Source organism: Stenotrophomonas sp. STK16_22 (assembly GCF_051984505.1).
In the GTDB taxonomy this organism is placed as follows: Bacteria; Pseudomonadota; Gammaproteobacteria; order Xanthomonadales; family Xanthomonadaceae; genus Stenotrophomonas; species Stenotrophomonas maltophilia_A.
On the sequence record NZ_CP196972.1, the window covers coordinates 1,494,781 to 1,519,296 of the forward strand.

At 66.1% G+C, this 24,516-nt stretch carries 20 protein-coding genes; 7 read left to right on the top strand and 13 right to left on the bottom strand.

Features of this window, described 5'->3' with window-relative positions:
- Positions 1 to 56: 56 nt before the first annotated feature.
- Both ACSYAO_RS06810 and ACSYAO_RS06815 read left to right on the top strand, forming a co-directional pair.
- Positions 57 to 860, top strand: a complete 804-nt coding sequence (locus ACSYAO_RS06810) for a CoA pyrophosphatase (RefSeq protein ID WP_032127895.1) — start codon at positions 57 to 59, stop codon at positions 858 to 860.
- On the top strand, positions 857 to 1,759 hold the full coding sequence (locus tag ACSYAO_RS06815; RefSeq protein ID WP_197655837.1) for a sulfurtransferase: 903 nt from the start codon (positions 857 to 859) through the stop codon (positions 1,757 to 1,759). The genes ACSYAO_RS06810 and ACSYAO_RS06815 overlap by 4 nt, the downstream gene beginning before the upstream one ends.
- A 169-nt stretch (positions 1,760 to 1,928) precedes the next feature.
- On the opposite strand, the gene ACSYAO_RS06820 is transcribed toward ACSYAO_RS06815, so the two are convergent.
- Positions 1,929 to 2,495: an N-acetylmuramoyl-L-alanine amidase gene (locus ACSYAO_RS06820; RefSeq protein WP_197656003.1), complete on the bottom strand. Its 567-nt coding sequence runs from the start codon at positions 2,493 to 2,495 to the stop codon at positions 1,929 to 1,931.
- Between the two features lie 72 nt (positions 2,496 to 2,567).
- Between ACSYAO_RS06820 and ACSYAO_RS06825 the strand changes: the two genes are divergently transcribed.
- Entirely contained in the window at positions 2,568 to 3,095 is a 528-nt protein-coding gene (locus tag ACSYAO_RS06825; protein ID WP_049399884.1) for an alpha/beta hydrolase, read from the top strand.
- Positions 3,096 to 3,240: 145 nt separating this feature from the next.
- Complete coding sequence (gene rlmKL / locus ACSYAO_RS06830) at positions 3,241 to 5,379, top strand: bifunctional 23S rRNA (guanine(2069)-N(7))-methyltransferase RlmK/23S rRNA (guanine(2445)-N(2))-methyltransferase RlmL (RefSeq protein ID WP_049423319.1); 2,139 nt, start codon at positions 3,241 to 3,243, stop codon at positions 5,377 to 5,379.
- Positions 5,380 to 5,534: 155 nt separating this feature from the next.
- On the opposite strand, the gene ACSYAO_RS06835 is transcribed toward rlmKL, so the two are convergent.
- The 7 genes from ACSYAO_RS06835 to ACSYAO_RS06865 all read right to left on the bottom strand — a co-directional run bounded on the left by ACSYAO_RS06835 (position 5,535) and on the right by ACSYAO_RS06865 (position 14,133).
- On the bottom strand, positions 5,535 to 5,864 hold the full coding sequence (locus ACSYAO_RS06835; RefSeq protein WP_049399886.1) for a DUF3325 domain-containing protein: 330 nt from the start codon (positions 5,862 to 5,864) through the stop codon (positions 5,535 to 5,537).
- Positions 5,861 to 7,498, bottom strand: a complete 1,638-nt coding sequence (locus ACSYAO_RS06840) for a PepSY-associated TM helix domain-containing protein (protein WP_197656005.1) — start codon at positions 7,496 to 7,498, stop codon at positions 5,861 to 5,863. The genes ACSYAO_RS06835 and ACSYAO_RS06840 overlap by 4 nt, the downstream gene beginning before the upstream one ends.
- Positions 7,495 to 7,809: a DUF3649 domain-containing protein gene (locus tag ACSYAO_RS06845; protein ID WP_032127889.1), complete on the bottom strand. Its 315-nt coding sequence runs from the start codon at positions 7,807 to 7,809 to the stop codon at positions 7,495 to 7,497. The genes ACSYAO_RS06840 and ACSYAO_RS06845 overlap by 4 nt, the downstream gene beginning before the upstream one ends.
- A gap of 107 nt (positions 7,810 to 7,916) precedes the next feature.
- Positions 7,917 to 10,142: a TonB-dependent siderophore receptor gene (locus tag ACSYAO_RS06850; RefSeq protein WP_032969404.1), complete on the bottom strand. Its 2,226-nt coding sequence runs from the start codon at positions 10,140 to 10,142 to the stop codon at positions 7,917 to 7,919.
- Positions 10,143 to 10,433: 291 nt separating this feature from the next.
- Complete coding sequence (locus ACSYAO_RS06855) at positions 10,434 to 11,720, bottom strand: DUF445 domain-containing protein (protein WP_049463589.1); 1,287 nt, start codon at positions 11,718 to 11,720, stop codon at positions 10,434 to 10,436.
- A gap of 118 nt (positions 11,721 to 11,838) precedes the next feature.
- Entirely contained in the window at positions 11,839 to 12,717 is an 879-nt protein-coding gene (locus tag ACSYAO_RS06860; RefSeq protein WP_197655851.1) for a plasmid replication/partition related protein, read from the bottom strand.
- A gap of 63 nt (positions 12,718 to 12,780) precedes the next feature.
- Entirely contained in the window at positions 12,781 to 14,133 is a 1,353-nt protein-coding gene (locus ACSYAO_RS06865) for an aspartate aminotransferase family protein (RefSeq protein ID WP_197655850.1), read from the bottom strand.
- 104 nt (positions 14,134 to 14,237) lie between these two features.
- Between ACSYAO_RS06865 and ACSYAO_RS06870 the strand changes: the two genes are divergently transcribed.
- Positions 14,238 to 15,734, top strand: coding sequence for an aldehyde dehydrogenase (locus ACSYAO_RS06870; protein ID WP_197655849.1), 1,497 nt, complete (start codon positions 14,238 to 14,240; stop codon positions 15,732 to 15,734).
- 229 nt (positions 15,735 to 15,963) lie between these two features.
- Here the strand turns inward: ACSYAO_RS06870 and ACSYAO_RS06875 are convergent, their stop codons facing one another.
- Entirely contained in the window at positions 15,964 to 16,605 is a 642-nt protein-coding gene (locus ACSYAO_RS06875) for a hypothetical protein (protein ID WP_134951121.1), read from the bottom strand.
- 147 nt (positions 16,606 to 16,752) lie between these two features.
- On the opposite strand from ACSYAO_RS06875, the gene ACSYAO_RS06880 reads away from it, so the two are divergent.
- On the top strand, positions 16,753 to 18,054 hold the full coding sequence (locus tag ACSYAO_RS06880) for an MFS transporter (RefSeq protein WP_032127882.1): 1,302 nt from the start codon (positions 16,753 to 16,755) through the stop codon (positions 18,052 to 18,054).
- On the opposite strand, the gene ACSYAO_RS06885 is transcribed toward ACSYAO_RS06880, so the two are convergent.
- The 3 genes from ACSYAO_RS06885 to ACSYAO_RS06895 all read right to left on the bottom strand — a co-directional run bounded on the left by ACSYAO_RS06885 (position 18,035) and on the right by ACSYAO_RS06895 (position 21,574).
- Positions 18,035 to 18,496, bottom strand: coding sequence for a bacteriohemerythrin (locus tag ACSYAO_RS06885; RefSeq protein WP_004151683.1), 462 nt, complete (start codon positions 18,494 to 18,496; stop codon positions 18,035 to 18,037). The genes ACSYAO_RS06880 and ACSYAO_RS06885 overlap by 20 nt on opposite strands.
- A gap of 85 nt (positions 18,497 to 18,581) precedes the next feature.
- Positions 18,582 to 19,925 (bottom strand): diguanylate cyclase, encoded by a 1,344-nt coding sequence (locus tag ACSYAO_RS06890; RefSeq protein ID WP_032127881.1) that lies wholly within the window; start codon positions 19,923 to 19,925, stop codon positions 18,582 to 18,584.
- A 95-nt stretch (positions 19,926 to 20,020) separates the two neighbouring features.
- The gene (locus ACSYAO_RS06895; RefSeq protein WP_134951120.1) at positions 20,021 to 21,574 is read right to left on the bottom strand and encodes an MASE1 domain-containing protein; all 1,554 of its coding nucleotides are present in this window, start codon (positions 21,572 to 21,574) and stop codon (positions 20,021 to 20,023) included.
- Positions 21,575 to 22,091: 517 nt separating this feature from the next.
- Here ACSYAO_RS06895 and ACSYAO_RS06900 point away from each other — a divergent pair.
- Positions 22,092 to 22,550: a hypothetical protein gene (locus ACSYAO_RS06900; RefSeq protein WP_262220668.1), complete on the top strand. Its 459-nt coding sequence runs from the start codon at positions 22,092 to 22,094 to the stop codon at positions 22,548 to 22,550.
- A 159-nt stretch (positions 22,551 to 22,709) separates the two neighbouring features.
- Here ACSYAO_RS06900 and ACSYAO_RS06905 read toward each other — a convergent pair whose 3' ends face one another.
- The gene (locus ACSYAO_RS06905; protein WP_180845030.1) at positions 22,710 to 24,338 is read right to left on the bottom strand and encodes an MASE1 domain-containing protein; all 1,629 of its coding nucleotides are present in this window, start codon (positions 24,336 to 24,338) and stop codon (positions 22,710 to 22,712) included.
- Positions 24,339 to 24,516 lie beyond the last annotated feature (178 nt).

The window sequence follows — 24,516 nt, forward strand, 5'->3', positions numbered from 1 at the left end:
CATATTGACCCCGCGCAAGTTCAGCCCGATCGCGCTACTGTTGTCGGGTGCAAACAATGGAAAAAACGGCGCGTGTTGTCGCAAGTCCCTGCATCGGAGTGTGCACGCTGGATCCGCACCGGCAATGCACCGGCTGCGGGCGGCATATCGATGAGATCGCGCGGTGGTCGTCGATGAGCAACGAGGAACGCAGCCGCATCCTGCATCGCGTGCAACCTCTGCGGGAACAGCTGCAGCAATCACTGCGCGGCTCGCTGGCTGATCACGAGCGCCTGATGCGCGCGCTGCATCCACTGGCCGAGCCGCCGGCCGGCGACGGCTGGAACCGCAGTGAACTGATCGATCTGCTGCCGCCCGGGCCCCCGGTGGAAGCCGCCGTACTGGCCGGCATCGTGCCGCGCGCCAACGGCGCACAGGTCATTCTCACCCGTCGCACCGAAACCCTGCGTACCCATGGTGGCCAGGTCGGTTTCCCCGGTGGCCGCACCGAACCCGATGACCGCGATGCGTTGGCCGCTGCACTGCGCGAGAGCCAGGAGGAAATCGCATTGGCGCCCGGCCAGGTGCAGGCGCTGGGCTATCTCGATCCCTTCGTGACGATCACCGGCTACCGGGTCACGCCGGTGGTGGCCGTGGTCGATCCGGATTTCGTGCCGGTGCCACAGCCCAGTGAAGTGGCCGAAGTGTTTGAAGTGCCGCTCGATTACCTGATGGCAGCCGACAACCTGCACCAGGTCGAAATCAATCATCGCGGCCGCGTCCGCCACGTCCTCGAATATGGCTGGCCCGGCCAGCGCATCTGGGGCGCCACCGCCGCCATCCTCTACAACCTGCGTCGCCGCCTGGAGCAAGTGCAATGAAGCCGATCGATCCGCCGTGGACCACCCTGGTCGATGTCGCCACCCTGGCCGCTGCATTGGGCGAGGGCGTTCGCGTGGTCGACGCACGTGCTACTGCCAGTACCGCCGTACGCGTGGTCGATGCACGTTCCTCGCTGGCCGATCCGCAGGCGGGTAACGGCCAGTATCTGGCGGGGCATGTTCCGGGCGCGGTGTATGCCGACCTCAATCGGGACCTGTCGGATCTGACCCGCAGCGGCCACGGCCGTCACCCGCTGCCGGACAGCGATGCCTTCGCCGCGAAACTGGGCCAGCGGGGCATCGGTCCCGACACCCAGGTGGTGGTCTACGACGGCAGCGATGGCAGCATGGCCGCCTCGCGCCTGTGGTGGCTGCTGCGCCTGATCGGGCACAGCAAGGTGGCCGTGCTTGATGGTGGCATCGCCGCATGGCAGGGCGCAGGGCATCCCTTGGCGACGGGGCAGGATGAGGTGACCGCGCTGCCGGTTTACCCGGGCCGTTTCGACACCACCCAGATCGCCAATGCCGAGGAAATCAGCGCACGCCTGAAGCACGCGCCGGGCTGGTTGGTCGACGCACGCGCAGGCGAGCGCTTCCGCGGCGAAGTGGAGCCGCTGGACCCGGTCGCCGGCCACGTGCCCGGCGCGGTCAACCGTCCGTTTGCGTTGAACGTCGCCGACGGCCGCCTGCGTGATGCACAGGAACTGCGCGCCGAACTGCAGGGTGTGATCGGCAACCGTGAGCCGCAGCAGGTGGTGCTGATGTGCGGCTCCGGCGTCACCGCCTGCCACCTGTTGCTGGCGATGGAAGCGGCCGGTCTGTCCGGCGCACGCATCTACGCCGATTCCTGGAGCGGCTGGGTCAGCGACAGCAGCCGCCCGGTGGCGACCGGCGCCTGAGCCGCGCGGGGTCGGATCCGTTTTCCAACGGAAAACGGATCCGACCCCATCGAGCGTAAATCGGGGTCAGAGCCCGTTGCGTAGCAACCGGACCCGCCCCGCCATCCTGCGGAATGCCAGCTCTTGACGTTGATGTTGCTTCTGCGGGTGCAGGGCGCAGCCCTGCCGCTTACCCAAACGGCTGCAACGGCACCTTCGCCAGCACCCGCGCCCACGGGAACAACGGCCCCGGATCACGCTTGCGCGCCACCATCAGCGCCGGGTCATCGCTGGCCGGCACCTGCTCCAGGTCCAGCTGGTCATGCCCGGCAATCCGCCGCAGCGACGGATAGTGCGCCACCAGCGCCTGCAGCAGGCCTTCCAGCGCCTGCAGCTGTGCCTCGGTGTAGGGCTCGTCCATCGCCTGCTGGCGGCTGTCGAACCAGTGCGGGTAGCGCCCGGTGTTGACCAGCTCGATGCCCAGCGTATGCGCGTTCATGCCGCGCACGTGATGCGCCACGCGTTCCGGTGCCACGTACTGCACCACGCTGCCATCGCGGTCGATGTAGAAGTGGCCGCTGTTGCCGGCACCGCTGTCGTACAGCACACGCTCACCGTACTCGCGGGCCATCGCCAGGTCGGGCAGCTCGGTGCAGTGGATCACCACCATCTCCAGCGTGGCCGGGTCGCGCAGTGGCAGACGGTCTTCGTAGGGCAGGGGCTGCAGCTGCAGGCCGGGCAGGAGCGGGTTGGGCATCCGGCGATGCTAGCATTGCGGCATGAACCTGCCTTCCCTTTCCTCGTCGGCCTGCTCCCATGGAGCGCGCGCATGAGCCGCGGCCACTGCATCCTGTCCCACGGTTTCGAGAGCGGCCCGGAGGCGACCAAGGTCACCGCGCTGGCCGACGTGGCGCAGCGCCTGGGCTGGACCCATGAGCGCCCGGACTACACCGACCTGGACGCGATGAGCGAGGTCAGCCGGGTGGGCGATGTGCCGACCCGCCTGCGCCGCCTGGTCGAACGCACCGCCATCGCTGCCCAGCAGGGCCCGGTGGTGCTGGCCGGCTCCAGCCTGGGTGCCTACATCTCTGCCATCGCCTCGCTGCAGGTGCCGGTGGCCGGCCTGTTCCTGATGGTGCCGCCGACCACCATGGGCCCGATGCCGGCGCTGGACGCCGCCGCCGTGCCGACCACCGTGGTCCAGGCCTGGCATGACGATGTGGTGCCGGCCGCTGGAGTGATCGCCTGGGCCCAAGCGCGTTCGGCGCAGCTGCTGCTGGTCGACGACGGCCATCGCCTGGAGCACCACGTGGAGGCCTCCGCGCAGGCCTTCGAGCGCTTGCTGCGGCAACTGTGAAGCCCGGGCGCACGGCGCGCCCGCCCGCATTGACTACAATGGCAGCCCCGCCGCCCCCGGCGCGGGCCTGCCGGCCGTGCCTACGGCCCTCCTTTCCGACTGGCCCGGCCCCTGTGCCGCGCCCGACCACCTGCGAACCGATCCTGTGAAATTCTTCGTCTCCTGCGCCAAGGGCCTGGAATACCTGCTTGCCGATGAACTGTCGGCCCTGGGCCTTGGCAAGGCCACTGCCACCATTGCCGGCGTCAACGCCGAGGGCGAACTGGAGCAGGCGCTGCGGATCGTGATGTGGTCGCGCCTGGCCAGCCGCGTGCTGTGGCCGATCGACGAGTTCGACTGCCCGGACGAGCAGGCCCTGTATGACGGCGTGCGTGCGCTGCCGTGGCACGAGCACATCAAGCCGGAGATGACCCTGGCGGTGGACGCGCACGTGTCCGGCGACAAGATCACCCATGCCCGCTTTGCCGCGCAGCGGATCAAGGACGCCATCGTCGACCGCATGCGTGATGAAGGTCTGGAGCGTCCGTCGGTCAACACCGACCTGCCGGATGTGCGCGTCAACCTGTCACTGCGCAAAGGCCGTGCCTCGCTGTCGATCGACCTCGGCGGCGGCCCGTTGCATCGCCGTGGCTGGCGCGGCGCCGCTCACGAGGCACCGCTGAAGGAAAATCTGGCCGCCGCGCTGCTGCTGCGCGCGCAGTGGCCGCGGCTGCACGCCGCCGGTGGCGGCCTGCTGGACCCGATGTGCGGCAGCGGCACGCTGCTGATCGAAGGCGCGCTGATGGCCGCCGACGTCGCGCCCGGCCTGATGCGCCACGGCAGCTTGCCGCCGAGCCGCTGGCTGGGCTTCGACAAGGCCGCTTGGAAGAGCATCCAGAGCGAGGCGCGTGACCGCGAAGCGGCTGGCCTGGCCGCGCTGAAGCCGGTCATCCACGGCAGCGACATCGACCCGACCGCGATCCAGGCGGCACGCGAGAATGCCGAGGTGGCCGGTGTCGCCCACGCGATCCGCTTCACCCGCGCCGATGTGGCCGACCTGGCCGCACCGGAGCAGGAGATCGGTGCGGTGGTCTGCAACCCGCCGTATGACGAACGCCTGGCCGCCGACCCGGCGCTGTACCGCGCACTGGGCAATGCCCTGCAGAAGGCGGTGCCGCAGTGGCGCGCCAGCCTGCTGTGCGGCAACGACGAACTGGCTTTTGCCACCGGCCTGCGTGCGGGCAAGAAATACCAGATGTTCAACGGTGCGCTGGAATGCGCGCTGATCGTCTGCGACCCGATCGCCGTGCCGGGCCGCGACCCGGCGCAGCCGCGCGAACTGAGCGAAGGCGCGCAGATGGTGGCCAACCGCCTGCGCAAGAACCTGAAGAAGTTCAAGAGCTGGCGCGCCCGCGAGGACATCACCTGCTTCCGCGCCTACGACGCCGATCTGCCGGAGTACGCGGCGGCCATCGATGTCTACGAGGAAGACGGTGGCAAGCGCCGCACCTTCCTGCATGTGCAGGAATACGCTGCACCGGCGGCGATTCCGGAGAACGACGTGCGCCGCCGCCGCAACGAGCTGCTGGCGGCCGCGCGCGAAGTGTTCGGCGTGCCGCCGGAACAGGTGTCGATGAAGTCGCGCGAGCGCGGCAAGGGCGGCAGCAAGTACGGCCGCTTCGAGCAGCGTGACGAGTTCATCGTGGTGCGCGAGAACAACGCGCTGCTGCAGGTGAACCTGTTCGACTACCTGGACACCGGTCTGTTCCTCGATCACCGCCCGCTGCGCCGGATGATGGCCGAGCAGGCGCGTGGCAAGCGTTTCCTCAACCTGTTCTGCTACACCGGCGTGGCCAGTGTGCAGGCGGCGGTGGCCGGTGCGGCCAGCACCACCAGCGTCGATCTGTCGGCCACTTACCTGCAGTGGTGCTACGACAACCTGGCGTTGAACGGGCAGGGCGGCAACCAGCACCTGCTGGTGCAGGCCGATGCGATGGCCTGGCTGGAAGGCGACCGTGGCCAGTACGACGTGATCTTCTGCGACCCGCCGACGTTCTCCAACTCCGCACGCGCCGATGACTTCGACGTGCAGCGCGAGCAGTTGAAGCTGCTGCGCGCGGCGGTGGCGCGGCTGGCGCCGGGTGGCGTGCTGTACTTCTCCAACAACTTCCGCCGCTTCAAGCTGGAAGAGAACGCCATCGCCGAATTTGCCCAGTGCCGCGAGATCACCGCACGCACCATCGGCCCGGATTTCGAGCGCAACGCGCGCATCCACCGCGCGTGGGAACTGAAGCGGTTGGGGTAAGTCCGGTAATGCCGGCCGCTGGCCGGCAAGGGTGTCAGATCCGCAGAGGGTTCATGGGATGCCGGCCAGCGGCCGGCACTCCCCATATCTGGCCGGTACATCCACGCCATGCGTGGATGGCTGTTCAGTAGATCCACGCCATGCGTGGATGGCGGTTACAGCAACGCCACCAGCAGCCCGGCCACGGGCAGCGCGATCGCCAGCGGCGCGATCCATTTCGGCCGGTACGGGTACAACCCGAACGACAGCACCACGCCGCCCACGGTCATCACGCCCAGCCACAGCACCGGGCCCATCGCCCAGCCGTGGTCGACCACGCACAGTGCAAACGCTACCGTCAGCAGCACCCAACCCAGCACCCGCCACTGCGTGCGCCGTGCCGGGGTGGCTGCAGCCTTGCCGTGCAGGTCGTGCTGGTGCTTCTCCATCGCCAGCGACAGCGCGGTGAACGCAGAGAACGACAGGGTCAACGCCAGCAGCATCATGCGCTGGCCTCCGCTTCGGCGGTTTCTGCAGCGTCCACCGGGGTCTTGGGCGCCGCCGCGGCAGCCGCACGTTTCTTTTTCTCGGCCGCGCTCAACGGTGGCGTCCAGCGCTGCATGCGCCAGCCGCACAGCGCCAGCATCGCGCCGAACGCGATCATCGACAGATCAAAGCCAGCCAGCACCCAGTCCCCGTTGCGCAGGGTGATGCCCAGGTGCGCATGCGTGGTCAGCGCATTGACCACCGGCACCAGCGCGAACGCGGCTGCGCCCAGGTACAGCTGCCAGGCCCACATCATCCGCTTCGGCCAGATGAAGGCGGCCAGCAGTGCCGCGCCCCAGGCGTAGAAGAACACGTTGGCCTCGGCGCTGGAGCGTTCGGCGATGTCCAGCGGCAGCAGGCGGTTGCCCCAGAAGTACGCTGCAAAGGCGATCGGCAGGCCGGCCACGGTACCGATGTTCAACGCATCGACCAGGCGCAGGCCGAAGCCTGTGCGGCCACTCTTGGCGTGCTTGGGCCGTTCCTTCACCGCCCACAGCACCACGCCGCTGGCCACCATCAGGCAGCCGACCAGGCCGGACAGGAAGAACAGTGCGCGCAGGCCCCAGTCGGCGAAGCGCGCCAGGTGCAGGCCGTACAGCACGCCGCGGGTGGCGGTGGCGCCACCGGAAGGCGGTGTTTCTTCCAGCAGCGTGCCGTTGACCATGTCGTAGCGCACGGCCGGGGTGTCGGTGGACAGGCGCTTGCCGTCACGCTGGCGGATGTCGATCACTGCATTGGCCGCGCCCGGGTTGGACACGGTGAAGCCGGCCACTTCCACGCCGTGCCAATGCGCTCGCGCGCTGTCCAGCAGCTGCGCGATCGGCAGCGGGGTGGCGCGGCCTTCGGCAGGTGCAGTCACCTCCGGCATGCCACCGAAGGCCTCGCTGTAGAAGGCATCCTCGTCCTGCGGGTAGGCCACCTTCACGCCCCACGGCAGGTACATGATCATCAGGGTGACGATGCCGGTGTAGGTGATCATCGCGTGGTAGGGCAGGGCCATCACCGCGCTGACGTTGTGGAAATCGAGCCAGGACCGCAGGCCCTTGTCCTTGCGGAAGGTGAAGAAGTCCTTGAAGATTTTCTTGTGGGTGATGACGCCGGTGATGATTGCCACCAGCATGAACATCGCGCAGAAGCCGACCAGATAGCGCGCCCACAGCACCGGGATGTAGTGCAGGTCGAAATGCAGGCGGTAGAAGAAATCACCGCCGCGGGTCTCGCGGGCCTTCAGTGCCTGCCCGGTGTTCGGGTCCAGTGTTGCGTCGCCGAAGCCCCCTCGACGGCCACGGCTGGGGTCGGCCAGCTCCGGCGGCAGCCGCCAGAACATCTGCATGGCGGGATTGCGCGGCTGCGGCAACGTTACGAACCAGTTCTCGGCCTGCGCGGCATTGGCCTGCAGGTAATCCACGGCACGCTGCGCGGCGACGTCGATGCTGACGTTGCTGGAGGGCAGCTCAGGACGCATCCAGCGGCTGATTTCCTCGCGGTAGTAACTGGCCGTGCCGGCCATGAAGATCAGCAGCAGCAACCAGCCGACCAGCAGGCCGGTCCAGGTGTGCAGCCAGGCCATCGACTGGCGGAATCCGTTCTTCATGCCCAAGCCCCCAGCATGCGCGCGATGACTGCCATCAGCAGGGTGGGGGCGAGGATGCCGACCCACGCACGCAGCGCACTGCGGGTGGCGAACGCCCACAGCGCCGCGCAGGCGGCCACCAGAATGGCCAGCAGCATGCCGGTCAGCACGGTCTGGCCACGTGCGCCGGGCAGCGCCACCGCGCAGAATACGCTGGTCACGGAAGCCAGCGCGTAGCCGCCGAAGATCGCCGCCAGCGAGCGTGACAGCACGCCCCAGCGCGGGTTGGAGAAGAAGGTGCGGGGGCTGGCGGTTGCGGGCGAGCGGTCCACGGCGTTCCTGCAGGTTTCAGTGAAAAGGAACCGGCGCACCGCAGCGCGCCGGGGTTGGCCATCCGTGGCCGGGCACCGGTCGCAGAACCGGTGCCATCCATCGAGGGTCAGAGCTTCCAGCGCAGTGTCATCGTCACATTGCGCGGTTCGCCCCAGAACACGCCGTCATAGAAACCGACGCGGTTGTAATACTTCTTGTCCAGCAGGTTGTTCACGTTTACCTGCGCGGTGAAGTTCTCGTTGAAGCGATAGCCCGCCGACAGATTGAGCAGGTAGATGTCGCCCTGTTCGATTGCCACGCGGTCGCGCTTGCCGCTGGTCAGGAAATCCGCACGCGGCTTGTTGCTCAGGCTCCAGATTCCGCTCTGCCAGGTGGCGCCACCGCCCAGCCAGAAGCGGCCTTCAGCACCGCCCGGTCGCCAGCTGGCGTTGAGGCGGAACAGATCGACCGGGACGACGGTGTTCTGGCGCACGCCCTGCGCATTGCGGCTGACGGTGTGGGTGAAGCCGGCCGCCAGGTTCCAGTTCTCACCAAGGCTGCCTTGTGCTTCGATCTCCCAGCCCTTGACCTTGTTGCCCTTGCCGGTGGAGCGGTAGGCACTGACCCCACCCGGCAGCGAGTTTTCCGGCACCGAGTCGTCGAGCTCGGCAACGTTGTCCTTCTGGCCCTTGAACACGGCCGCGGAAGCATTCAGCAGACCGTCGAAGAACTCGGCCTTGACGCCGGCCTCCCACATGTCACCGACCACCGGTTCGAGGTAGTTGTTGTCCCGGTCACGGTAGTTCTGCGGCTGGAAGATGTCGGTGTAGCTGACGTAGCCGCTGAAGTAGCGGTTGAAGTCGTAGATGAAGCCGGCATACGGAGTGAGCGAGTCGTCCGGCTTGTAGCCGCCGCGACGCGTATCGGTCAGGCGACCGGCGGCGTCATGGGTGTAGTTCCAGGTGCGCGTTTCCCAGCTGCCGTAGCGCGCGCCGAGCACCGCGGTCAACGGATCGGCCAGCTGCAGGCGCGTCGCCAGATAGGCCGCGCGCTGGCGCAGTTCGTCTTCAGAAGCCAGATAGCCCAGGCGGGTGACCTGCAGCGGCGCGACGTCGCCGTTCCAGCGATGCCAATCCGGTACACGGGTGTAGCTGTCCGGGTAGGCAGCAGTGTCGGTGGCAGGCACTTCACCCTTGCGCACCGATTGGCCGAAACCGAGCACCAGCTCGTGTTCCCGGCCGAACAGCCGGAACGGACCGCCAACGTTGAAGTCGAACACCTGCATGTCGCCGTTCTCGCCGAAGCTGCCGACGAAGGCGCTGATGCCGCTGCCATCGGCATTCGGGTAGCCGGAGGCCCCGTACCACACCGCACCGTCGGTTTCGCGCTTGGAGCGGGTATAGGCGGCCTTGGCGGTCCAGCCGTTGCCCAACTGCTGCTCAAGGCGTGCGAATGCGCTCTTTTCGATGATCGGCCAACTGCTCCAGCGGGCGGACAGGTTGGTCGAGCGCGGCAGGTTGGCGGGCTGGCCATCGGACCCCCAGTACGGCACCACGCCCCAGGTCACGCCTGTGGTGCGCGGCGACTGGTATTCGTAGCCGGCCTCGAGCAGGGTCGTGTCGGTGATGTCGGCCTGGACGATGCCGTAGAACACGTCCTTGTCCAGTTTGTAGACATCGCGGAACGAGTCACTCTGTTGTTTGGCCGCCACCACGCGCGCGCGGATGCGGCCGTCGAGCGCAACCGGGCCACCGAGATCGGCCTCCAGGCGCTGGTTGCCCCAACGCCCGAGGGTCAGGTTGGCGCTCATCTGGAAGCTGTCGGTAGGACGCTTGCGCACGAAGTTGATGGTGCCCGAGGGATCGCCGGCACCGGTGGTCAGGCCGGTTGCGCCGCGCACCACTTCGATGCGGTCATAGATCACGCTGTCGGTGTTGGTCTTGATGTACCCACCGAAGGTATTGAGCATCCCATCGACCTGGAAATTGGTGATGTTGTAGCCGCGCGAGACGTAGTTGATGCGCTCACTGTCGGTAACCGATACCGCCACGCCGGTGACCTGGCCCATCACATCGGACAGCGAGAACAAGCCCATGTCATCCAGGCGCTGGCGGGTGACCACGGTCATCGACTGCGGCGTCTGGCGCAGCGACAGGCCGAGCTTGGTGGCCGTGCTGGCACGCTTGACCGTATAGCTGTCGACGATATCGCCGTCAGCGGTGACCTGGACCGTATCCAGAGTGCGCGCGGAAGGATCGGCAGTGCCGTCGGCATGGGCCAGCGGGGCGATCATCAGTGCGGTCACGGCCAGGGCCAGCAGAGTGGGACGAGGGTGGTTCAACGGCATTGCCATCGGTGCGATTCCATGCAGGACGAAACAGGCGATGGAATGCGCAGACACAGCAGCCATGCGCTTCGCGCACGTCGCCCAGCGAGTCCCATCGACGGTGCGCCACCCGCTTGGTGCGGGCGACCCGGTAGTCGGGGGATGTACACGGGCGAAGGGGCGGGTGGGTGCGTGCTTCCGTGCCCCGCTTGGCTAAGCGTACAACCGATCGGCAAATGATAGGCATTCGCATTTCGTTAATCAAGCGTGACGAATTCCGTCTCCACGCAGAGCGTGGATCGACTGCCGGATGGGGGCCTAGAACCTGAACACCACCGTCGCGGCGTGCAGCAGCAGGCCGATCAGGCCGCCCACCAGGGTGCCGTTGAAGCGGATGAACTGCAGGTCGCGGCCCACGCTCAGTTCCAGCTGTTCGACCAGATGCCGTTCGTCCCAGCTCTTCACGGTCTGCGCGATGTGCGCGGTCACGCCTTCGCGCAGGCGGCCGGTGAGGCGCTGGGCGCCCTCCAGAAGATGCTGGTTCAGCGCGTCGCGCAGGGCCGGGTCGGCCTGCAGGCTGCTGCCCAGTGACGCGAGGCTGCGCTGCAGGTGCCCGACCAGCGCCGAATCCTCACGCTGCAGGTCGGCACGCAGGCTGGCATGGATGCGCGCCCACAGCCCCTGCACGTACTCCTGCAGGGCGGGGTGATCGATCATTTCCTGTTTGAGCTGTTCGATGCGCTCGGCCAGGGCCGGGTCCTCGCGCAGGCGCTGCACGTAGTTCTGCAGCCAGCTCTCGTAGTCCTGGCGCAGCGGATGCTGCGGCTCGGCCAGCACCTGCTGCAGTTCTTCCAGCACCGCCCGCGCCAGTCGCTCGGCCAGGCTGTCGCCGATCTCGTCGATCGGCTTGACCCAGTTCACCGTGCTCGACAGCGTCGGCCACTCGCGCTGGATGTAACGCACGATCAGCTGCGAGGCGCGCTCCTTCACTTCCGGCTGCTCCAGCCAGCGCCCCAAGCGCTGCAGGCCCTCGTCCAGCACGCGCTGGTGGCGCCCATCGGCGGTCAGCAGGGCCAGCAGCTCACCGGCGGTGGCGGCGGCATTCCACTGCCGCAGCTGCTGCACCACGAAGGCGTGCAGCTGCCGACGCACCGCGGTTTCGTCGAAGAAGTCCAGTGCCTGCAGGGCCCAGCCGCGGGCCATGTCGGCCAGCATCCGCGAACGTGCAGGGTCGGCCAGCCAACTGCCGAGACGGCTGGCCGGGTCGAATACCTGCAGCTTTGCCAAGAGGACCTGTGGTTCAAGGAACTGGTCGCGCACGAACAGGGCCAGGCTGTCGCCGATGCGTTCCTTGCTGCGTGGGATGATTGCCGTATGCGGGATCGGCAGGCCCATCGGCCGCCGGAACAGCGCGACGACCGCGAACCAGTCGGCCAGTGCGCCTACGGCCGCTGCTTCGCAGAAGGCCGAGACCCAGGCCCAGATGCCGCGCTCGCCCTGCCAGTGGCTGACCGCGAAACCGGCCAGCATCAACAGCAGCAGTCCCAGCGCGAGGGCTTTCAGGCGCCGCAGCTGTGCGCGGCGCGGATCGTTGGCAGACGTCATGCCGGAAGTCTAACCGGCACGGCATGAGCATCTGGTAGTGCCGGCCGCTGGCCGGCATCCGCAACGCACCCGGAACGTCCATGGGGTTGCCGGCCCGCGGCCGGCACTACCCGTTGGTTCAGAGCGCTTCGAGCTGCTTGCGCAACGCCGCCAGCTGCGCGCGCAGGGTGTCGTTCTCGCGGGTCAGCGCGACCACGCGGCGGCGCAGCGCCGGGGCATCCTCGCCCAGCTGCTCCAGTGCCGACAGCACCTCGGCGTCGCGGCTGGCGATCTGCTCTTCGTCCGCTTCCTCGAAGTCCATCTCGGCTGCTTCCGGCTTCGGTGCGCGCGGCTTGCGCTTGGACTCGCGCACGCGCTTGGCGGCCTGCTTCAGCTCATCCTTGCCACCGGCGGCGGCGGCGCGCTGCTCGTCTTCCGGCAGGTCGGCCACGGCAGCAGCAGCGCTGATCGAGATCACGCCGGCCTTCACCGCTTCCACCACCTCGGCCGCGGCCTGGGCGTGGATGCGTTCGATCATGCCGACCTGGCTGGTGCTCAGCTTGGCCTCGCGGGCCAGCTCGGCGCGGCTGATCTTCGGTGCCGGTTCCCACGGCGGGCTGTCCTCACCCGCGTCCTCGATGGCTTCGGCGGTGCCGTCGCTCTCTCGCTGCAGCTGCGCCTGCTCGACCTGCTTGCGGGCGGCCAGGATGTCGCGCTTGCGCAGCGCCAGCACACCGCGCTGGAAATCGGACACGCTGCGGCGGCCCAGGTGCTGCTCGATCATCCACAGGTGCACGTCTTCCATGCTCTGGAAGCGGGTGTTCTGCACGGTATTGAACGGCAGACCGTGCTTCTGGCAGATGCCGAAACGGTTGTGGCCATCGACCAGCACATCACCCCACAGCACCAGCGCATCGCGGCAGCCTTCGGCCAGGATGCTGCGCTCCAGCGCGTCATGTTCGTCCGCGGTCAGCGGGTCGATGTAGGCCTTGAGTTCTTCTTTGACGACGATATCCATGGGCACGGCAGCGAGCAGGAGCGGAACCGCCCATTGTACCCGCTCGCCACCGCCGGCCCGGGCTCAGGCGGTGGCCCGGATCATCTCGCCCAGAGTGCCGGTTATCTGGTCGATCTGCGCCTTGTCCACGATCAGTGGTGGCGACAGCGCGATGATGTCGCCGGTACAGCGCACCAGCAGCCGGCCGTCCTGGAAGCAGCGCCGGAACACTTCGTAGCCGCGGCTGCCGGGGGCATCGCGGCGCGGCGCCAGCTCGACCGCGCCGACCAGCCCGAAGTTGCGGATGTCGATCACGTTGGGCAGGCCCTGCAGCGCATGCAGCCGTTCCTGCCAGTATTCGCCCAGCTCGATGGCACGCTCGAACAAGCGCTCCTCGGTATAGACGTCCAGCGTGGCCAGCGCCGCCGCACAGGCCAGCGGATGCCCCGAGTAGGTATAGCCGTGGAACAGCTCGATGGCCTGTGGCGGTGCCTGCATCAGGGTTGCATGCACGGCGTCGCTGGCCAGCACGCCACCCAGCGGCACCGCGCCGTTGCTGACCGCCTTGGCGAAGGTCAGCAGGTCCGGGGTGACCCCGAAGCGCTGCGCGGCGAAGGGCATGCCGACCCGGCCGAAACCGGTGATGACCTCGTCGAACACCAGCAGGATGCCGTGGTGGTCGCACAGCTCGCGCAGGCGCTGGAGGTAGCCGGGCGCGGGCAGGATCACCCCGGCCGAACCGGCAATGGGCTCGACGAACACCGCCGCGATGGTCGAGGCGTCGTGCAGCGCGATCAGCCGTTCCAGGTCGTCGGCCAGTTCCGCGCCCTGGCGTGGCAGGCCCTTGCTGAACGCATTGCGCGGCAGGTCCAGGGTATGCCGCAGGTAGTCCACGCCGCCCAGCTGCAGGCCGAACGCCCTGCGGTTGTTGGGCAGCCCACCCAGCGCCATGCCGCCGAAACCGACCCCGTGGTAAGCCTTCTCGCGGCTGATGAAGCGGGTGCGCTGGCCCTCGCCACGCTGGCGGTGATAGGCCAGCGCGATCTTCATCGCGGTATCCACCGCCTCGGAGCCGGAGCTGGTGAAGAACACATGGTTGAGCGGGGCAGGCGCCAGTGCGGCCAGCCGCTGCGCCAGTGCGAAGGCCGGCGGCGAGCCCATCTGGAAGGCCGGCGAATAGTCGAGCGTGCGTGCCTGCTCGACGATGGCCTCGACGATGCGCGGGCGGGCGTGGCCGGCGTTGCAGCACCACAGGCCGGCGGTGCCGTCGAGGATCTGGCGGCCGTCAACGTCCTCGTAGTGCATGCCTTCGGCGCGTACCAGCATGCGCGGCGCGGCCTTGTACTGGCGGTTGGCGGTGAACGGCATCCAGTACGCGTCCAGTGACTCGGGACGCTGGGTGGCCAGGTCGTGCAGGTCGCTTTCGGGACGCTTCATGCCAGCTCCATCGGGTCCGATGCGACGAATGTAGCGCAGCCGCGTCACGGTGGAGTCGCGGCGGTCCCGGTATAACCAAAGCTCGTTGACCGCTGGAGCTTCCCATGGCCGATTTCCCCGACCGCAGCCACTGGCAGGCGCTGTCCCTTCAGCTCTCGATGCCGGGCCAGGCCTTCATCGATGGCCGTTATGTCGATGCCGCCAGCGGCGCCCGCTTCGACTGCATCAGCCCGATCGATGGTCGCGTGCTGGGCGCGGTTGCCGACTGCGACGCGCAGGATGTCGAACGCGCGGTACTGGCCGCGCGGCGCAGCTTCGAGGCGGGCCACTGGTCGCAGGCGAGCCCGGCGCATCGCAAGCGCGTGTTGCTGGCGCTGGCCGCGCTGGTGGAAGCGCACGTCGATGAACTGGCGCTGCTGGAAACCCTGGACATGGGCAAGCCGGTGCGTGACGCACGCCGTATCGACCTGCCCGGTGTGGTGCGGTGCCTGACCTGGACCGCCGAAGCGGTGGACAAACTGTATGGCGAGATCGCGCCGACTGGCCCGCACGAACTCGGACTGGTCACCCGCGAAGCCGCGGGCGTGGTGGCGGCCATCGTGCCGTGGAATTTCCCGTTGCTGATGGCCTGTTGGAAGATCGCGCCGGCGCTGGCGATGGGCAACTCGGTGGTGCTCAAGCCTTCGGAGCGGTCGCCGCTGAGTGCGCTGCGGCTGGCGGCGCTGGCCGCCGAGGCGGGCCTGCCGGAGGGCGTGCTGAACGTGCTGCCGGGCCATGGCGCGCGCGTTGGCGAACCGCTGGCCCTGCACATGGACGTGGATGTGTTGGCGTTCACCGGTTCCACTGCCACCGGCGCGAAGCTGCTGGAGTATTCCGGGCGATCCAACCTCAAGCGGGTCTGGCTGGAATGCGGCGGCAAGAGCCCGCACGTGGTGTTCGCCGACGCTCCCGATCTGGACGCGGCGGCCAAGGCCGTGGCGCAGGGCATCTTCTTCAACCAGGGCGAAGTCTGTACCGCCGGGTCGCGCTTGCTGGTGCAGCGCTCGATCCGTGAGGATTTCATGCACCAGGTGGTTGCTTATGGCCAGCACATGCAGCCGCAGCATCCACTGGACGCCGACGCGCCGATGGGCGCGCTGGTGGACGCCGCGCATCTGGACAAGGTGATGCGGGATATCGCACGCGCCGAAGCTGAAGGTGCTCGCCTGCTGCTGGGCGGGCATCGTGCCGAGGTGGAGGCGGGTGGCAGCTATGTGCAGCCCACGGTGTTCGACCAGGTGCGCCCGGAGCAGGCCTTGGCACGCGAGGAAGTGTTCGGGCCGGTGCTGGCGGTGCTCGGTTTCGACGACGAGGCCGAAGCCGTGCGCGTGGCCAACGACAGCCGCTACGGACTGGCCGCCGGTCTCTGGACACGCGATCTGGGCCGCGCGCATCGGGTTGCGCGCCAGCTGCGCGCCGGCAGCATCTGGGTGAATGGCTGGGACGGCGGGGACATGACCGCACCGTTCGGCGGCTACAAGCAGTCCGGCAACGGCCGCGACAAGTCACTGCACGCCTTCGACAAGTACAGCGAGATCAAGGCCACCTGGATCCAGTTGTAACGACGTGGCTGCTTGACCGCTGTTCGCTCTTTGTAGAGTCGAGCCATGCTCGACTGCTTTTCGTTCTTCGGTAGAGCCGAGCCATGCTCGGCTGCTTCTCGTTCTTCGGTAGAGCCGAGCCATGCTCGGCTGCTTCTCGTTCTTCGGTAGAGCCGAGCCATGCTCGGCTGCTTCTCGCGAAGAGCAGTCGAGCATGGCTCGACTCTACATAAAGCATATAGCTGTCGAGCTACCGGCAGCGGGCACTCACCTGCAGCACTGCCGCACGCAGCATGTCGCGGTCGGCTTCTTCGACGGCATTCTGGAAGTAATCCATGTCCTGCCGGCCCAGCTCGCAGGGGTCGACGATGTATCCCGGTGGCCACAAACCCAGCAGTTGCGCTACGCCATGCACGATCTGCTCCGGCGTCATCTGCCGGCGGATCCGGAAGTAATTGCGGCGCGGCGCGAATGCCGGGTGTATCTCGCGGCGACCAATAAGGCGCGGAGCGACACCCGCAGCGCTGATGCCGTCGCCACCGTCGATGCTGCCCGCCGGGAGGCCCAGGATCAGCGGCGCCGCAACGGCCGTTTCCTCTGCGGCTGGTAGGGTGGAATCTGTCTGGGCAGCCGGGGCAGGACGTGGCATCGCCGACGCGGACGGACGCGTCACCGGTGCGGAGCGCAGGGTAGGCTGTAGAGGCGCCAGCGTCGGCGGTTCCGGTGGCAGCCAGCGCAGCGAGATCCTTGCGCCTTCGTCGCTGCGCAGCGTCATCCTACCGCTGCCCAGCAGCCACACTGCCATCAACCCATGCACCAGCAGCACCACCAGCCATGCCGCCATGCGCGGCAGCTTCTGCGAATCGGACCACGACAGCGCGACTGCAGTCATCGGCAAAGCATCCATGCAGGGACCGGTGGCGCAGCCTAGCGGGTGGCCCGAAAAATTCCGTTGGCATCGGTGTCGGCTGAAACCATCGCCCCGTGCGGCCACCGGCCCGTGGCAGAATCGGGCGATCCGCCGTTACCCGTGTTGCCGATGTCGACGATCACCGCTGCCGCGCCGTCCGTGAATTCCCCCAGTCGAGTCCTGCTGGCCAGCCTGATCGGCACCACCATCGAATTCTTCGATTTCTACATCTACGCCACGGCCGCGGTGCTGGTGTTCCCACACCTGTTCTTCCCGGACAGCAGCGAACAGGCGGCGCTGCTGCAGTCACTGGCGACCTTCGCGGTCGCGTTCATCGCGCGTCCGGTGGGCTCGGCAGTGTTCGGCCACTTCGGTGACCGTATCGGCCGCAAGGCCACGCTGGTGGCCGCGCTGCTGACCATGGGCCTGTCCACGGTGCTGATCGGTTTGCTGCCAACCCACGCGCAGATTGGCTTATGGGCCCCCGCGTTGCTGGCGCTGTGCCGCTTCGGCCAGGGCCTGGGGCTGGGCGGCGAGTGGGGTGGGGCAGTGCTGCTGGCCACCGAGAACGCACCGCCGGGCAAGCGCGCCTGGTACGGCATGTTCCCGCAGCTGGGTGCGCCGCTCGGCTTCCTGCTGTCGGCCGGCATTTTCCTGGTGCTCGGCCGCTGCCTGAGCCAGGACGACTTCCTGCAGTGGGGCTGGCGTATCCCGTTTGTGGCCAGCGCACTGCTGGTCGGCCTCGGCCTGTGGGTGCGCCTGAACATCCACGAGACGCCCGATTTCAAGAAGGCGCTGGAGCGCAAGGCGCCGGTGCGGCTGCCGATGTGGACGGTGCTGCGTGACCATCCGGTACCGATGCTGCTGGGTACCCTGGGCGCGTTCGCCACCTTTGTGCTGTTCTACCTGATGACGGTGTTCAGTCTCGGCCATGGCACCGCGGTGCTGGGCTACAGCCGCGAGCAGTTCCTGCTGATGCAGATGGCCGGCATGCTGTTCTTCGCGCTGGGTATCCCGCTGTCGGCGCGCTATGGCGACCGTTGGGGCACGCGACGCACGATGATCGTCGCCAGCGTACTGATCGTCGGTTTCGGTGTGCTGTTCGCGCCGCTGTTCCAGCCGCACAGCCCGTGGCTGGTCACTGGCTTCCTGTGCCTGGGCCTGTTCCTGATGGGCCTGACCTACGGCCCCTGCGGCACCTTCCTGGCCGAGATCTACCCGGTGGAGGTGCGCTATACCGGCGCGTCGCTGTCTTTCAACCTGGCCGGCATCCTTGGCGCGGCACCGGCGCCGTACCTGGCCACCTGGCTGGCCGAACGCTTCGGCCTGGTCGCGGTGGGTTACTACCTGTGCCTGACTGCGGTGGCGACCCTGTGCGCGCTGGTGGCACTGCACCGGCGCGCCCTGAGGCTCAACCAAAGAAGCGCTTGAGCGTACGCCCCAGCCAACCGCCCCCTTGGTGCTCGCGGGCGAACTGGTTCAGGTGCGCCTTGACCTGTTCGGCATAGGCCTGGTCATCACCGCGGATGTGATTGAACAGCCAGCGTGAGAGCATGGTGCGCAGTTCGTCGCTGATGTCCTCGCCGGCCTGGAAGCGCATGCGGTATTCCGATACCCGCTTGATGAAGACCTCATGCACGCGCTTGTGCGCGGCGCAGAACGGGTAGCCCGCTTCTTCCATCAACTCTTCTTCGAACGCGAAGTGCGACATGGTGTAGTCCACCACCTCGTCGATCACTTCACCCACCGCCGCACGCTGCATGCTGGCCTGGGCCACGTGCAGGTGGTTGAGCATCTCGATGATGCGGCGATGTTGCTGATCGATCACATCGATGCCGATGTTCAGATCGTCCTGCCAGACCAGTAGTGCCATCCCCGGCTCCCCTTCATGCGTATGTCGGGGCCGACTGTAGAGCCGCCGCGCGGGTGCGGCGTTGATCTGGATCAAAGCGGGCCGGTCAGGGTAGCGCAGGCTCGCGCGGGCGCAGCGGGCTGGCCACCGTGGTGCAGCTGACCCGGTTGCGGCCACCGGCCTTGGCCAGGTACAGCTGGCGATCGGCCTCGGAGATCAGCCGATGCAGTGCATCACGCTGCGGGCGCAGGCAGCACAGGCCGATGCTGACGGTCATGCGAAGCGTCGCGGTGCCGATGTCCACTTCCAGTGCGGCGATGCGCTGTCGCAGTTCCTCGAAGTACTGCAGTGCCTCGTCCTGTTCCATGTCCGGCACCAGCAGGCAGAACTCCTCGCCACCGAAGCGTGCGATCAGGTCCTGGCTGCGTGCATGCGCGGCCACCGCACCGGCCACCGCACGCAGCGCATCGTCGCCGGCCTCGTGGCCGTGGGTGTCGTTGATGTGCTTGAAGTGGTCGATGTCGATCATCGCCACCGCCACGCACTGGCCATGCAGCTGCAGCTGCGGCAGCTGGCGCTGGCTCTGTTCCAGGAAGCAGCGGCGGTTGGGCAGGCCGGTAAGGAAGTCGCGGGTGGCCAGATCCTGCAGGGTGCCGATCAGTTCCAGCTGGTCCACGTTCTGCGAGACACGGCAGAAGAATTCCTCGCGCGAGAATGGCTTGCGCAGGAAGTCATTGGCACCGTTCTTCAGGAAGCGCGGGATCAGCGATGCGTCGGTGTTGCCGGAGATGCCGATCACCGCCACCTTGTCGCGTGAGCGCAGGGTGCGCAGGCGGCGGGTGAATTCCACGCCCTGCATGCCGGGCATTTCCTGGTCGACCACCGCCAGGCGGATCGCCGGATGCGCCTCGATCGCGGCCAGGCCCTCGTTGCCATCGGCCGCTTCGTGCACCTCATGGCCATACATGCGCAGCAGGGCGGCGGCATAGCCGCGCGCGGACGGCGAATCGTCCACCACCAGCGCCGCGATGCGACGGTTGCGTTCCAGCCGCTGTACCAGCCACACCAGGTAGTCGATGCTGCCGGGGGTGTTCTTCAGTACGTAGTCGATGATCTGCTGCTGCAGCACGCGCTTGCGCAGGTCCTCGTCGTACACGCCGCTGACCACCACGGTCGGCAGGTCGCGCTTGAGGAAGAACTCGACCACCGCATCGCGGTCGCCGTCGGCCAGCACCAACCCGGTCAGCACCAGGAACCAGCCGCCACCCTCGCTCAGCAGACGATCGGCCTCGGCCAGGGTGGAGGCGATCACCACCGGCAGTTCCAGGCGCTGCTCGATGGCTTCGCGCAGCATGCCGGTAAAGGCACGGGAATTTTCGACCAGCAGGATCCGCTGCGGCAGCGGATCGGCCAGGTCGCCATCGACGGCGGCCTGCGGCAGGACGGGCATGATGCGGTGGCTCACGAAGGAGGGCTCGGCACGGATAGCGGCGGTTTCGGGCGTAACTTTAGAGGCGAACGCTGTGCGCCGGGCAAGATTCCGTATCAGGCCGCCGCTGGCGACGCGTGGGTGATCGATTCATGCAGGACCAGTCGCAGGCGATTGCCTCGGCAGTGGACCGTTCCGCCGTAGGCAAGCATCCGTCCGGCCAGACGCTCGACGGCCTGGTCGGTGGTGCGTGCCGATAGCGTGCAACCACGGTCGAGCAGGCTCACGATAGCAACGATGCCGCGACGTCCGCCCGCCTGGCCACTTCGGGCACGCACGCAGACCTGCCCAGTCTCCAGCTCCAGCAGCAGTGACACCGCCTCGATCAAGGAGCGGTAGATGGCCAGTTGCAGATCCACAGTCAGCAGGCAGGGGTTACCCGCCAGCCTGGGCGGAATGACGCGATGCGTGTTGTTCCAGATCTCGCATGCGCCGCCTGCTTGCAGCGCGATGTACAACCCGACCTGTTCCAATCCAGTGGGGTAGACCATGCTGGCCTGCTCGCGGAACAGACGTGAGTGCACGGATGACGCGTGTTGCAGGCTGTTCGCCACGGCATGATGGCCCTGCGATTTGAGCCAGCTGACCATTTCAACGAGCGAGCTGTCCATGCCGTCGCCCAGACGCTTCAGATGGGCGGCCCGTTCACGCAGCTCACGTTCGCTGGTCTGGTGGGAACTGCGTGCCAGGCGCAGCGTCGTTTCTTCGGCCAGGCCGCGGGACCGGGCGCGCTGATGGTGGTAGCTGATGCTGGACCCGAGCGCGAGCAGCGCGACACTCATCACCGCCATGTTCTGCTGGGTGGCGAACGTACCGAGGTCGAAAGAGGAGGGCAGGCCGGTACTGGGCGTAGCGCCGTGAAGTGGGAGATTCAACAGCGGAATCGCGATGGCAGCGCCGCGCCAGCCATGCATGAAGGTCAGGGCGATGGCAGGTAGAGCCGCCAGCAGGACAAGGTGTGTGCGGGTGGTATGTGCGCTACTGTCTGTCAGCTGCATGCCCAACCCCAGTATCAGCATCGCCAGGATCGCCGCAGCTGTAGGCGCAACAAAGCGGGTGCTCCACCTGGGATCCGCGTGCCGCTGCGCCCAAAGGAAGGCCAGCGGGAGCAGGGTAATGATGGCCGCGAAGTGACCAAAGAGCGTTCGGTCGACCGCGTCCAGCAGGTTGCTCGGCGGAGGGTTCGACCAGAGGACATATGAAATGCTCAGGTTGAGACCCGGGACGAACAGTGCCGTGCAGATCGACAACGACAGCAGCCAGAGACCGGTGGCGGCCTCGGACGGTATTCTCCTGAGGTGAAGGTGGACCACCAGCATCGCCATCGGCATCAACAGTGTTGACGCCAGGATGACCCACGCCAAGCCGTAGGCATCAATCATGGGGATGCGCAGCGTCGCGAAGTAGATGTATTCGCCCAGCAACAGGTAGGGCCACAAGCGGGGCGGGACGATCAGCAGTGCTGCTGCCCGGATGCCTGCGGGCAGGAAGAACTGATCGAGCGAGAACTGACGCGATATGAGGCAGCTGGCAGCATAGACGGCGGCCAGCACAAGACCGACCGGACGGATCCGGAAGCTCAGTTCAATTGCCTTATTGAATCGGTCCAAGTCCGAACCTCTCGTCTCCCAGCCAATAATGGCTGGCTACTTCCGCAGACACTATCGGCAGTTGGAGATAGGTGCAATCGAGGTGTCTGGCCCCCCTCTGAGCTGCCATCGGCCGCTTCTCATAAATCGTGACCTTAAACGCGCAGTAGCGTGGCGGCTTGGCCACGTGCGGACGGTGAATCATCCACAACCAGTGTGGCGACGCTCTGATCGCGTTTCAGCCGCTGTACCAACCATACTTGGCGGTTGATGTTGTTCGGCGTGCTATCGCCGCGAGCAGCATGCCTGCGAACGCACCCGGATGTTCACCGACACGGGGGGCACCGTGGTCGCCATCGATAGCGACCTACAGCACGGCAGGCTTGGGGCGCTAGCTCGATTGCAAATGTTTTGGGACAGGTATCGGCGGCTTCGGACGCAACTGGGGCATGGGTTTGCATGGCCCCAGCGGATTATGTCCGACAGACACTACGGAGTGCGCCCCGGTATATGCTGATGGAATTGGGTAGCATCCTTCATGATGCAAATTGCATCCAACCTGGAGGTCAGTGTGAGAAATTCACGAATTCATGCATTTGCTGGTGCGTTGATGTTGGTGCCGTTGTCCGTTTTTGCTTTAGCCCCGGGTGATGACCATGGAGTCAAGATGGCTGCCCGAGGACTCGGCCAGTCGATTCCGCTGGCGGAAAACCTGAGCGTGGATCCCGGTTGGCTGGTCTACGGGTTCGAGCGCGATGGCATGGACTATTTCCAGGTGAATGATCTCGCGGGGCGCGTGCACATTGTGATCGGCAATGCTGCCGGAACGTTCTGGGTACTGCCTGCAGGTGATCCATCCGCAAAGGTATCGTTGCCGGAACAGCGCCTGCCTGTTCCCAGTAAGGGCACCAGAACGGTTATCTATCGGGCTGCTGCATTCACGCTCGTCAGATATGCGAGCGGAGCTGATACGTTGTGGGCGGTAGAGGCACCTTGATAGGGCTTGTTGCCGGGATTTCGGCGAGCCTCAGCATCGGATTGCATGGGCGCCCGGTGCTCGCCGGGTGCCCGTGACATCCTGGAACAGGGTGGTGTGAGACATCCTGATGCCATTTCACTGTTTTGGCTCGATCCGGTCGCTTAACTGTGAAATGCACTACTGCAGCGCAGAAGGTGAGGGACAGTTGTACGGCGGTGGATTGCTGGGCGTGGCCTCAAGATTGGTTTCGCGGTCGAGGAACAGAATCCTGACCCGGTTGCGATAGCAGTCAACGGTCCCGTCATAGGCGAGGGTTCGCCCGGTCAGTCGCTCGAACGCGGTCATGGTTGTCTGCTGGGAAAGGCGCCCATGCGGATCCAGTAGTGACACGACCATGAGGATTCCGCGCCTTGAGCCCATTCTGCCGCATCTGGCACGAATGCGAATTTGACCACCTTCATGCTTGAGAAGAATGGAGACCGCATCAATGAGTGTCCGGTAGGCAGCCAACTGCAGTTCCACGCTCAGGTTACAGGGGTCACCTTTCAGATCCGGGCGAAGAACGCGCTCCGTCAGCTTCCATGACTCACGGATGCCACCAGCCTGCAAGGCCACGTACAGCCCAAGGTGCTCCAAGCCCGAGGGATAGACCATGCTTGTCTGTTCGCGAAACAGCCGCGAATGGACATTTGAGGTATGCAAAAGGCTGCTGGCCACTGCGTGATGTCCCTGGGCCATGAGCCAGTTGGCCAGTTCAACCAGCGAAGTATCGATGCCGTCGCCGAGCTTGCGAAGATGCAGGGCGCGTTCACGCAGCTCCATCTCGCTGGCTAATTGCGAGCTCCTGGCAAGATGGATAGCGTCCCTTTCTCCCATCTCGCGCAGTCTGTAGCGGTGGTAGAAGTGGGTAATGCGTGACCCGAGCAGTAGCAATGCGATGCCGCTGATCGCCATGATCTGCTGAGTGATGAAGGCCGCTGGATCGAATGCGGTTGGATGGGTGTTGGGCGTGGTCAGACCGATAACCATGTTGATTGCCGGAACTGCAAGGGCAGCGCCCTTCCAGCCGTACAGGCAGGTAAGCGTGGTCGCTGGGAGTGCCAACAGCAGCAGGAACGTTGCCTTCAATGCAATCCACTCTGTGGGCAGTTGAGTCGCAGCTATCCCGATCAGCAGCATCAATGAAAGTGATGCCAGCATCGGGACTTTTCTTAGCCCGCTCCACTGCTGCTCCACGTCCTGTCGCGCCCACAGCATGGCGATGGGGACCACCGTCAGAATGCCGATGAAGTCACCCACACTGTAGCGAGCCGCATTGGTCAGGAAGGGCGTGGATGGGGGCGTTGGCCAAAGCAGATGGGAAAAGCTCAGGTTGAGCAGAGTGATAACGACACTGGAAGCGGCGGCAACCAGCAAAAGGCCGATCGTCTGCGACTCTGCCATCAGCCGCCGTTGCAGCTTCACAATCAACATCACCGCTGGCATGAGGAACGCGGAGGCAACGATGACCCACGTCAGGCCGTACTTCTCGATCATCGGCACACGGGATTGTGCAAAGTACGCATATTCGCCCAACAGCAGATAGGGCCAAAGTCGCGGCGGGCACAGCAGCACGGCTGCCACCCGGATGCCGGCTGGTAAATAGAATTGATCAAGCGACAACTGTCGGGTTGCCCAATAAGCAACTGCATAGATCAAGGCCAGCATCAGGCCAGCCGGACGAATGCGCACCTTCAGCAACAATCCTTCTTTCCACCAGTCCAATCGCGCGTCCCCTTCTCCTACGTGTCCCCTGTCAGCATCCATTCGCCGCGGGGCCCGGTTTTCAGGACGGTATCGGTCTGCGAACGATTATGCAATTGCGCAGCTACGCATTTAGGAAACTGAGGAACCGTCCATCACAGATGTTGCGTGAAAATCTGTGACGCGTGCTGCACGATGAGCGCTTCGATGTGTTCTTCAAAACGTTCCATACACGCGTAAA

What these genes read in the sequence shown, in the direction of transcription:
- ACSYAO_RS06810 (WP_032127895.1), top strand. Translation starts at nt 57, where the DNA reads ATGGAAAAAACGGCGCGTGTTGTCGCAAGTCCCTGCATCGGAGTGTGC.
- ACSYAO_RS06815 (WP_197655837.1), top strand. Translation starts at nt 857, where the DNA reads ATGAAGCCGATCGATCCGCCGTGGACCACCCTGGTCGATGTCGCCACC.
- ACSYAO_RS06820 (WP_197656003.1), bottom strand. Translation starts at nt 2,495, where the DNA reads ATGCCCAACCCGCTCCTGCCCGGCCTGCAGCTGCAGCCCCTGCCCTAC.
- ACSYAO_RS06825 (WP_049399884.1), top strand. Translation starts at nt 2,568, where the DNA reads ATGAGCCGCGGCCACTGCATCCTGTCCCACGGTTTCGAGAGCGGCCCG.
- ACSYAO_RS06835 (WP_049399886.1), bottom strand. Translation starts at nt 5,864, where the DNA reads ATGATGCTGCTGGCGTTGACCCTGTCGTTCTCTGCGTTCACCGCGCTG.
- ACSYAO_RS06840 (WP_197656005.1), bottom strand. Translation starts at nt 7,498, where the DNA reads ATGAAGAACGGATTCCGCCAGTCGATGGCCTGGCTGCACACCTGGACC.
- ACSYAO_RS06850 (WP_032969404.1), bottom strand. Translation starts at nt 10,142, where the DNA reads ATGGCAATGCCGTTGAACCACCCTCGTCCCACTCTGCTGGCCCTGGCC.
- ACSYAO_RS06855 (WP_049463589.1), bottom strand. Translation starts at nt 11,720, where the DNA reads ATGACGTCTGCCAACGATCCGCGCCGCGCACAGCTGCGGCGCCTGAAA.
- ACSYAO_RS06860 (WP_197655851.1), bottom strand. Translation starts at nt 12,717, where the DNA reads ATGGATATCGTCGTCAAAGAAGAACTCAAGGCCTACATCGACCCGCTG.
- ACSYAO_RS06865 (WP_197655850.1), bottom strand. Translation starts at nt 14,133, where the DNA reads ATGAAGCGTCCCGAAAGCGACCTGCACGACCTGGCCACCCAGCGTCCC.
- ACSYAO_RS06870 (WP_197655849.1), top strand. Translation starts at nt 14,238, where the DNA reads ATGGCCGATTTCCCCGACCGCAGCCACTGGCAGGCGCTGTCCCTTCAG.
- ACSYAO_RS06875 (WP_134951121.1), bottom strand. Translation starts at nt 16,605, where the DNA reads ATGACTGCAGTCGCGCTGTCGTGGTCCGATTCGCAGAAGCTGCCGCGC.
- ACSYAO_RS06880 (WP_032127882.1), top strand. Translation starts at nt 16,753, where the DNA reads ATGTCGACGATCACCGCTGCCGCGCCGTCCGTGAATTCCCCCAGTCGA.
- ACSYAO_RS06885 (WP_004151683.1), bottom strand. Translation starts at nt 18,496, where the DNA reads ATGGCACTACTGGTCTGGCAGGACGATCTGAACATCGGCATCGATGTG.
- ACSYAO_RS06890 (WP_032127881.1), bottom strand. Translation starts at nt 19,925, where the DNA reads ATGCCCGTCCTGCCGCAGGCCGCCGTCGATGGCGACCTGGCCGATCCG.
- ACSYAO_RS06900 (WP_262220668.1), top strand. Translation starts at nt 22,092, where the DNA reads ATGATGCAAATTGCATCCAACCTGGAGGTCAGTGTGAGAAATTCACGA.
- ACSYAO_RS06905 (WP_180845030.1), bottom strand. Translation starts at nt 24,338, where the DNA reads ATGGATGCTGACAGGGGACACGTAGGAGAAGGGGACGCGCGATTGGAC.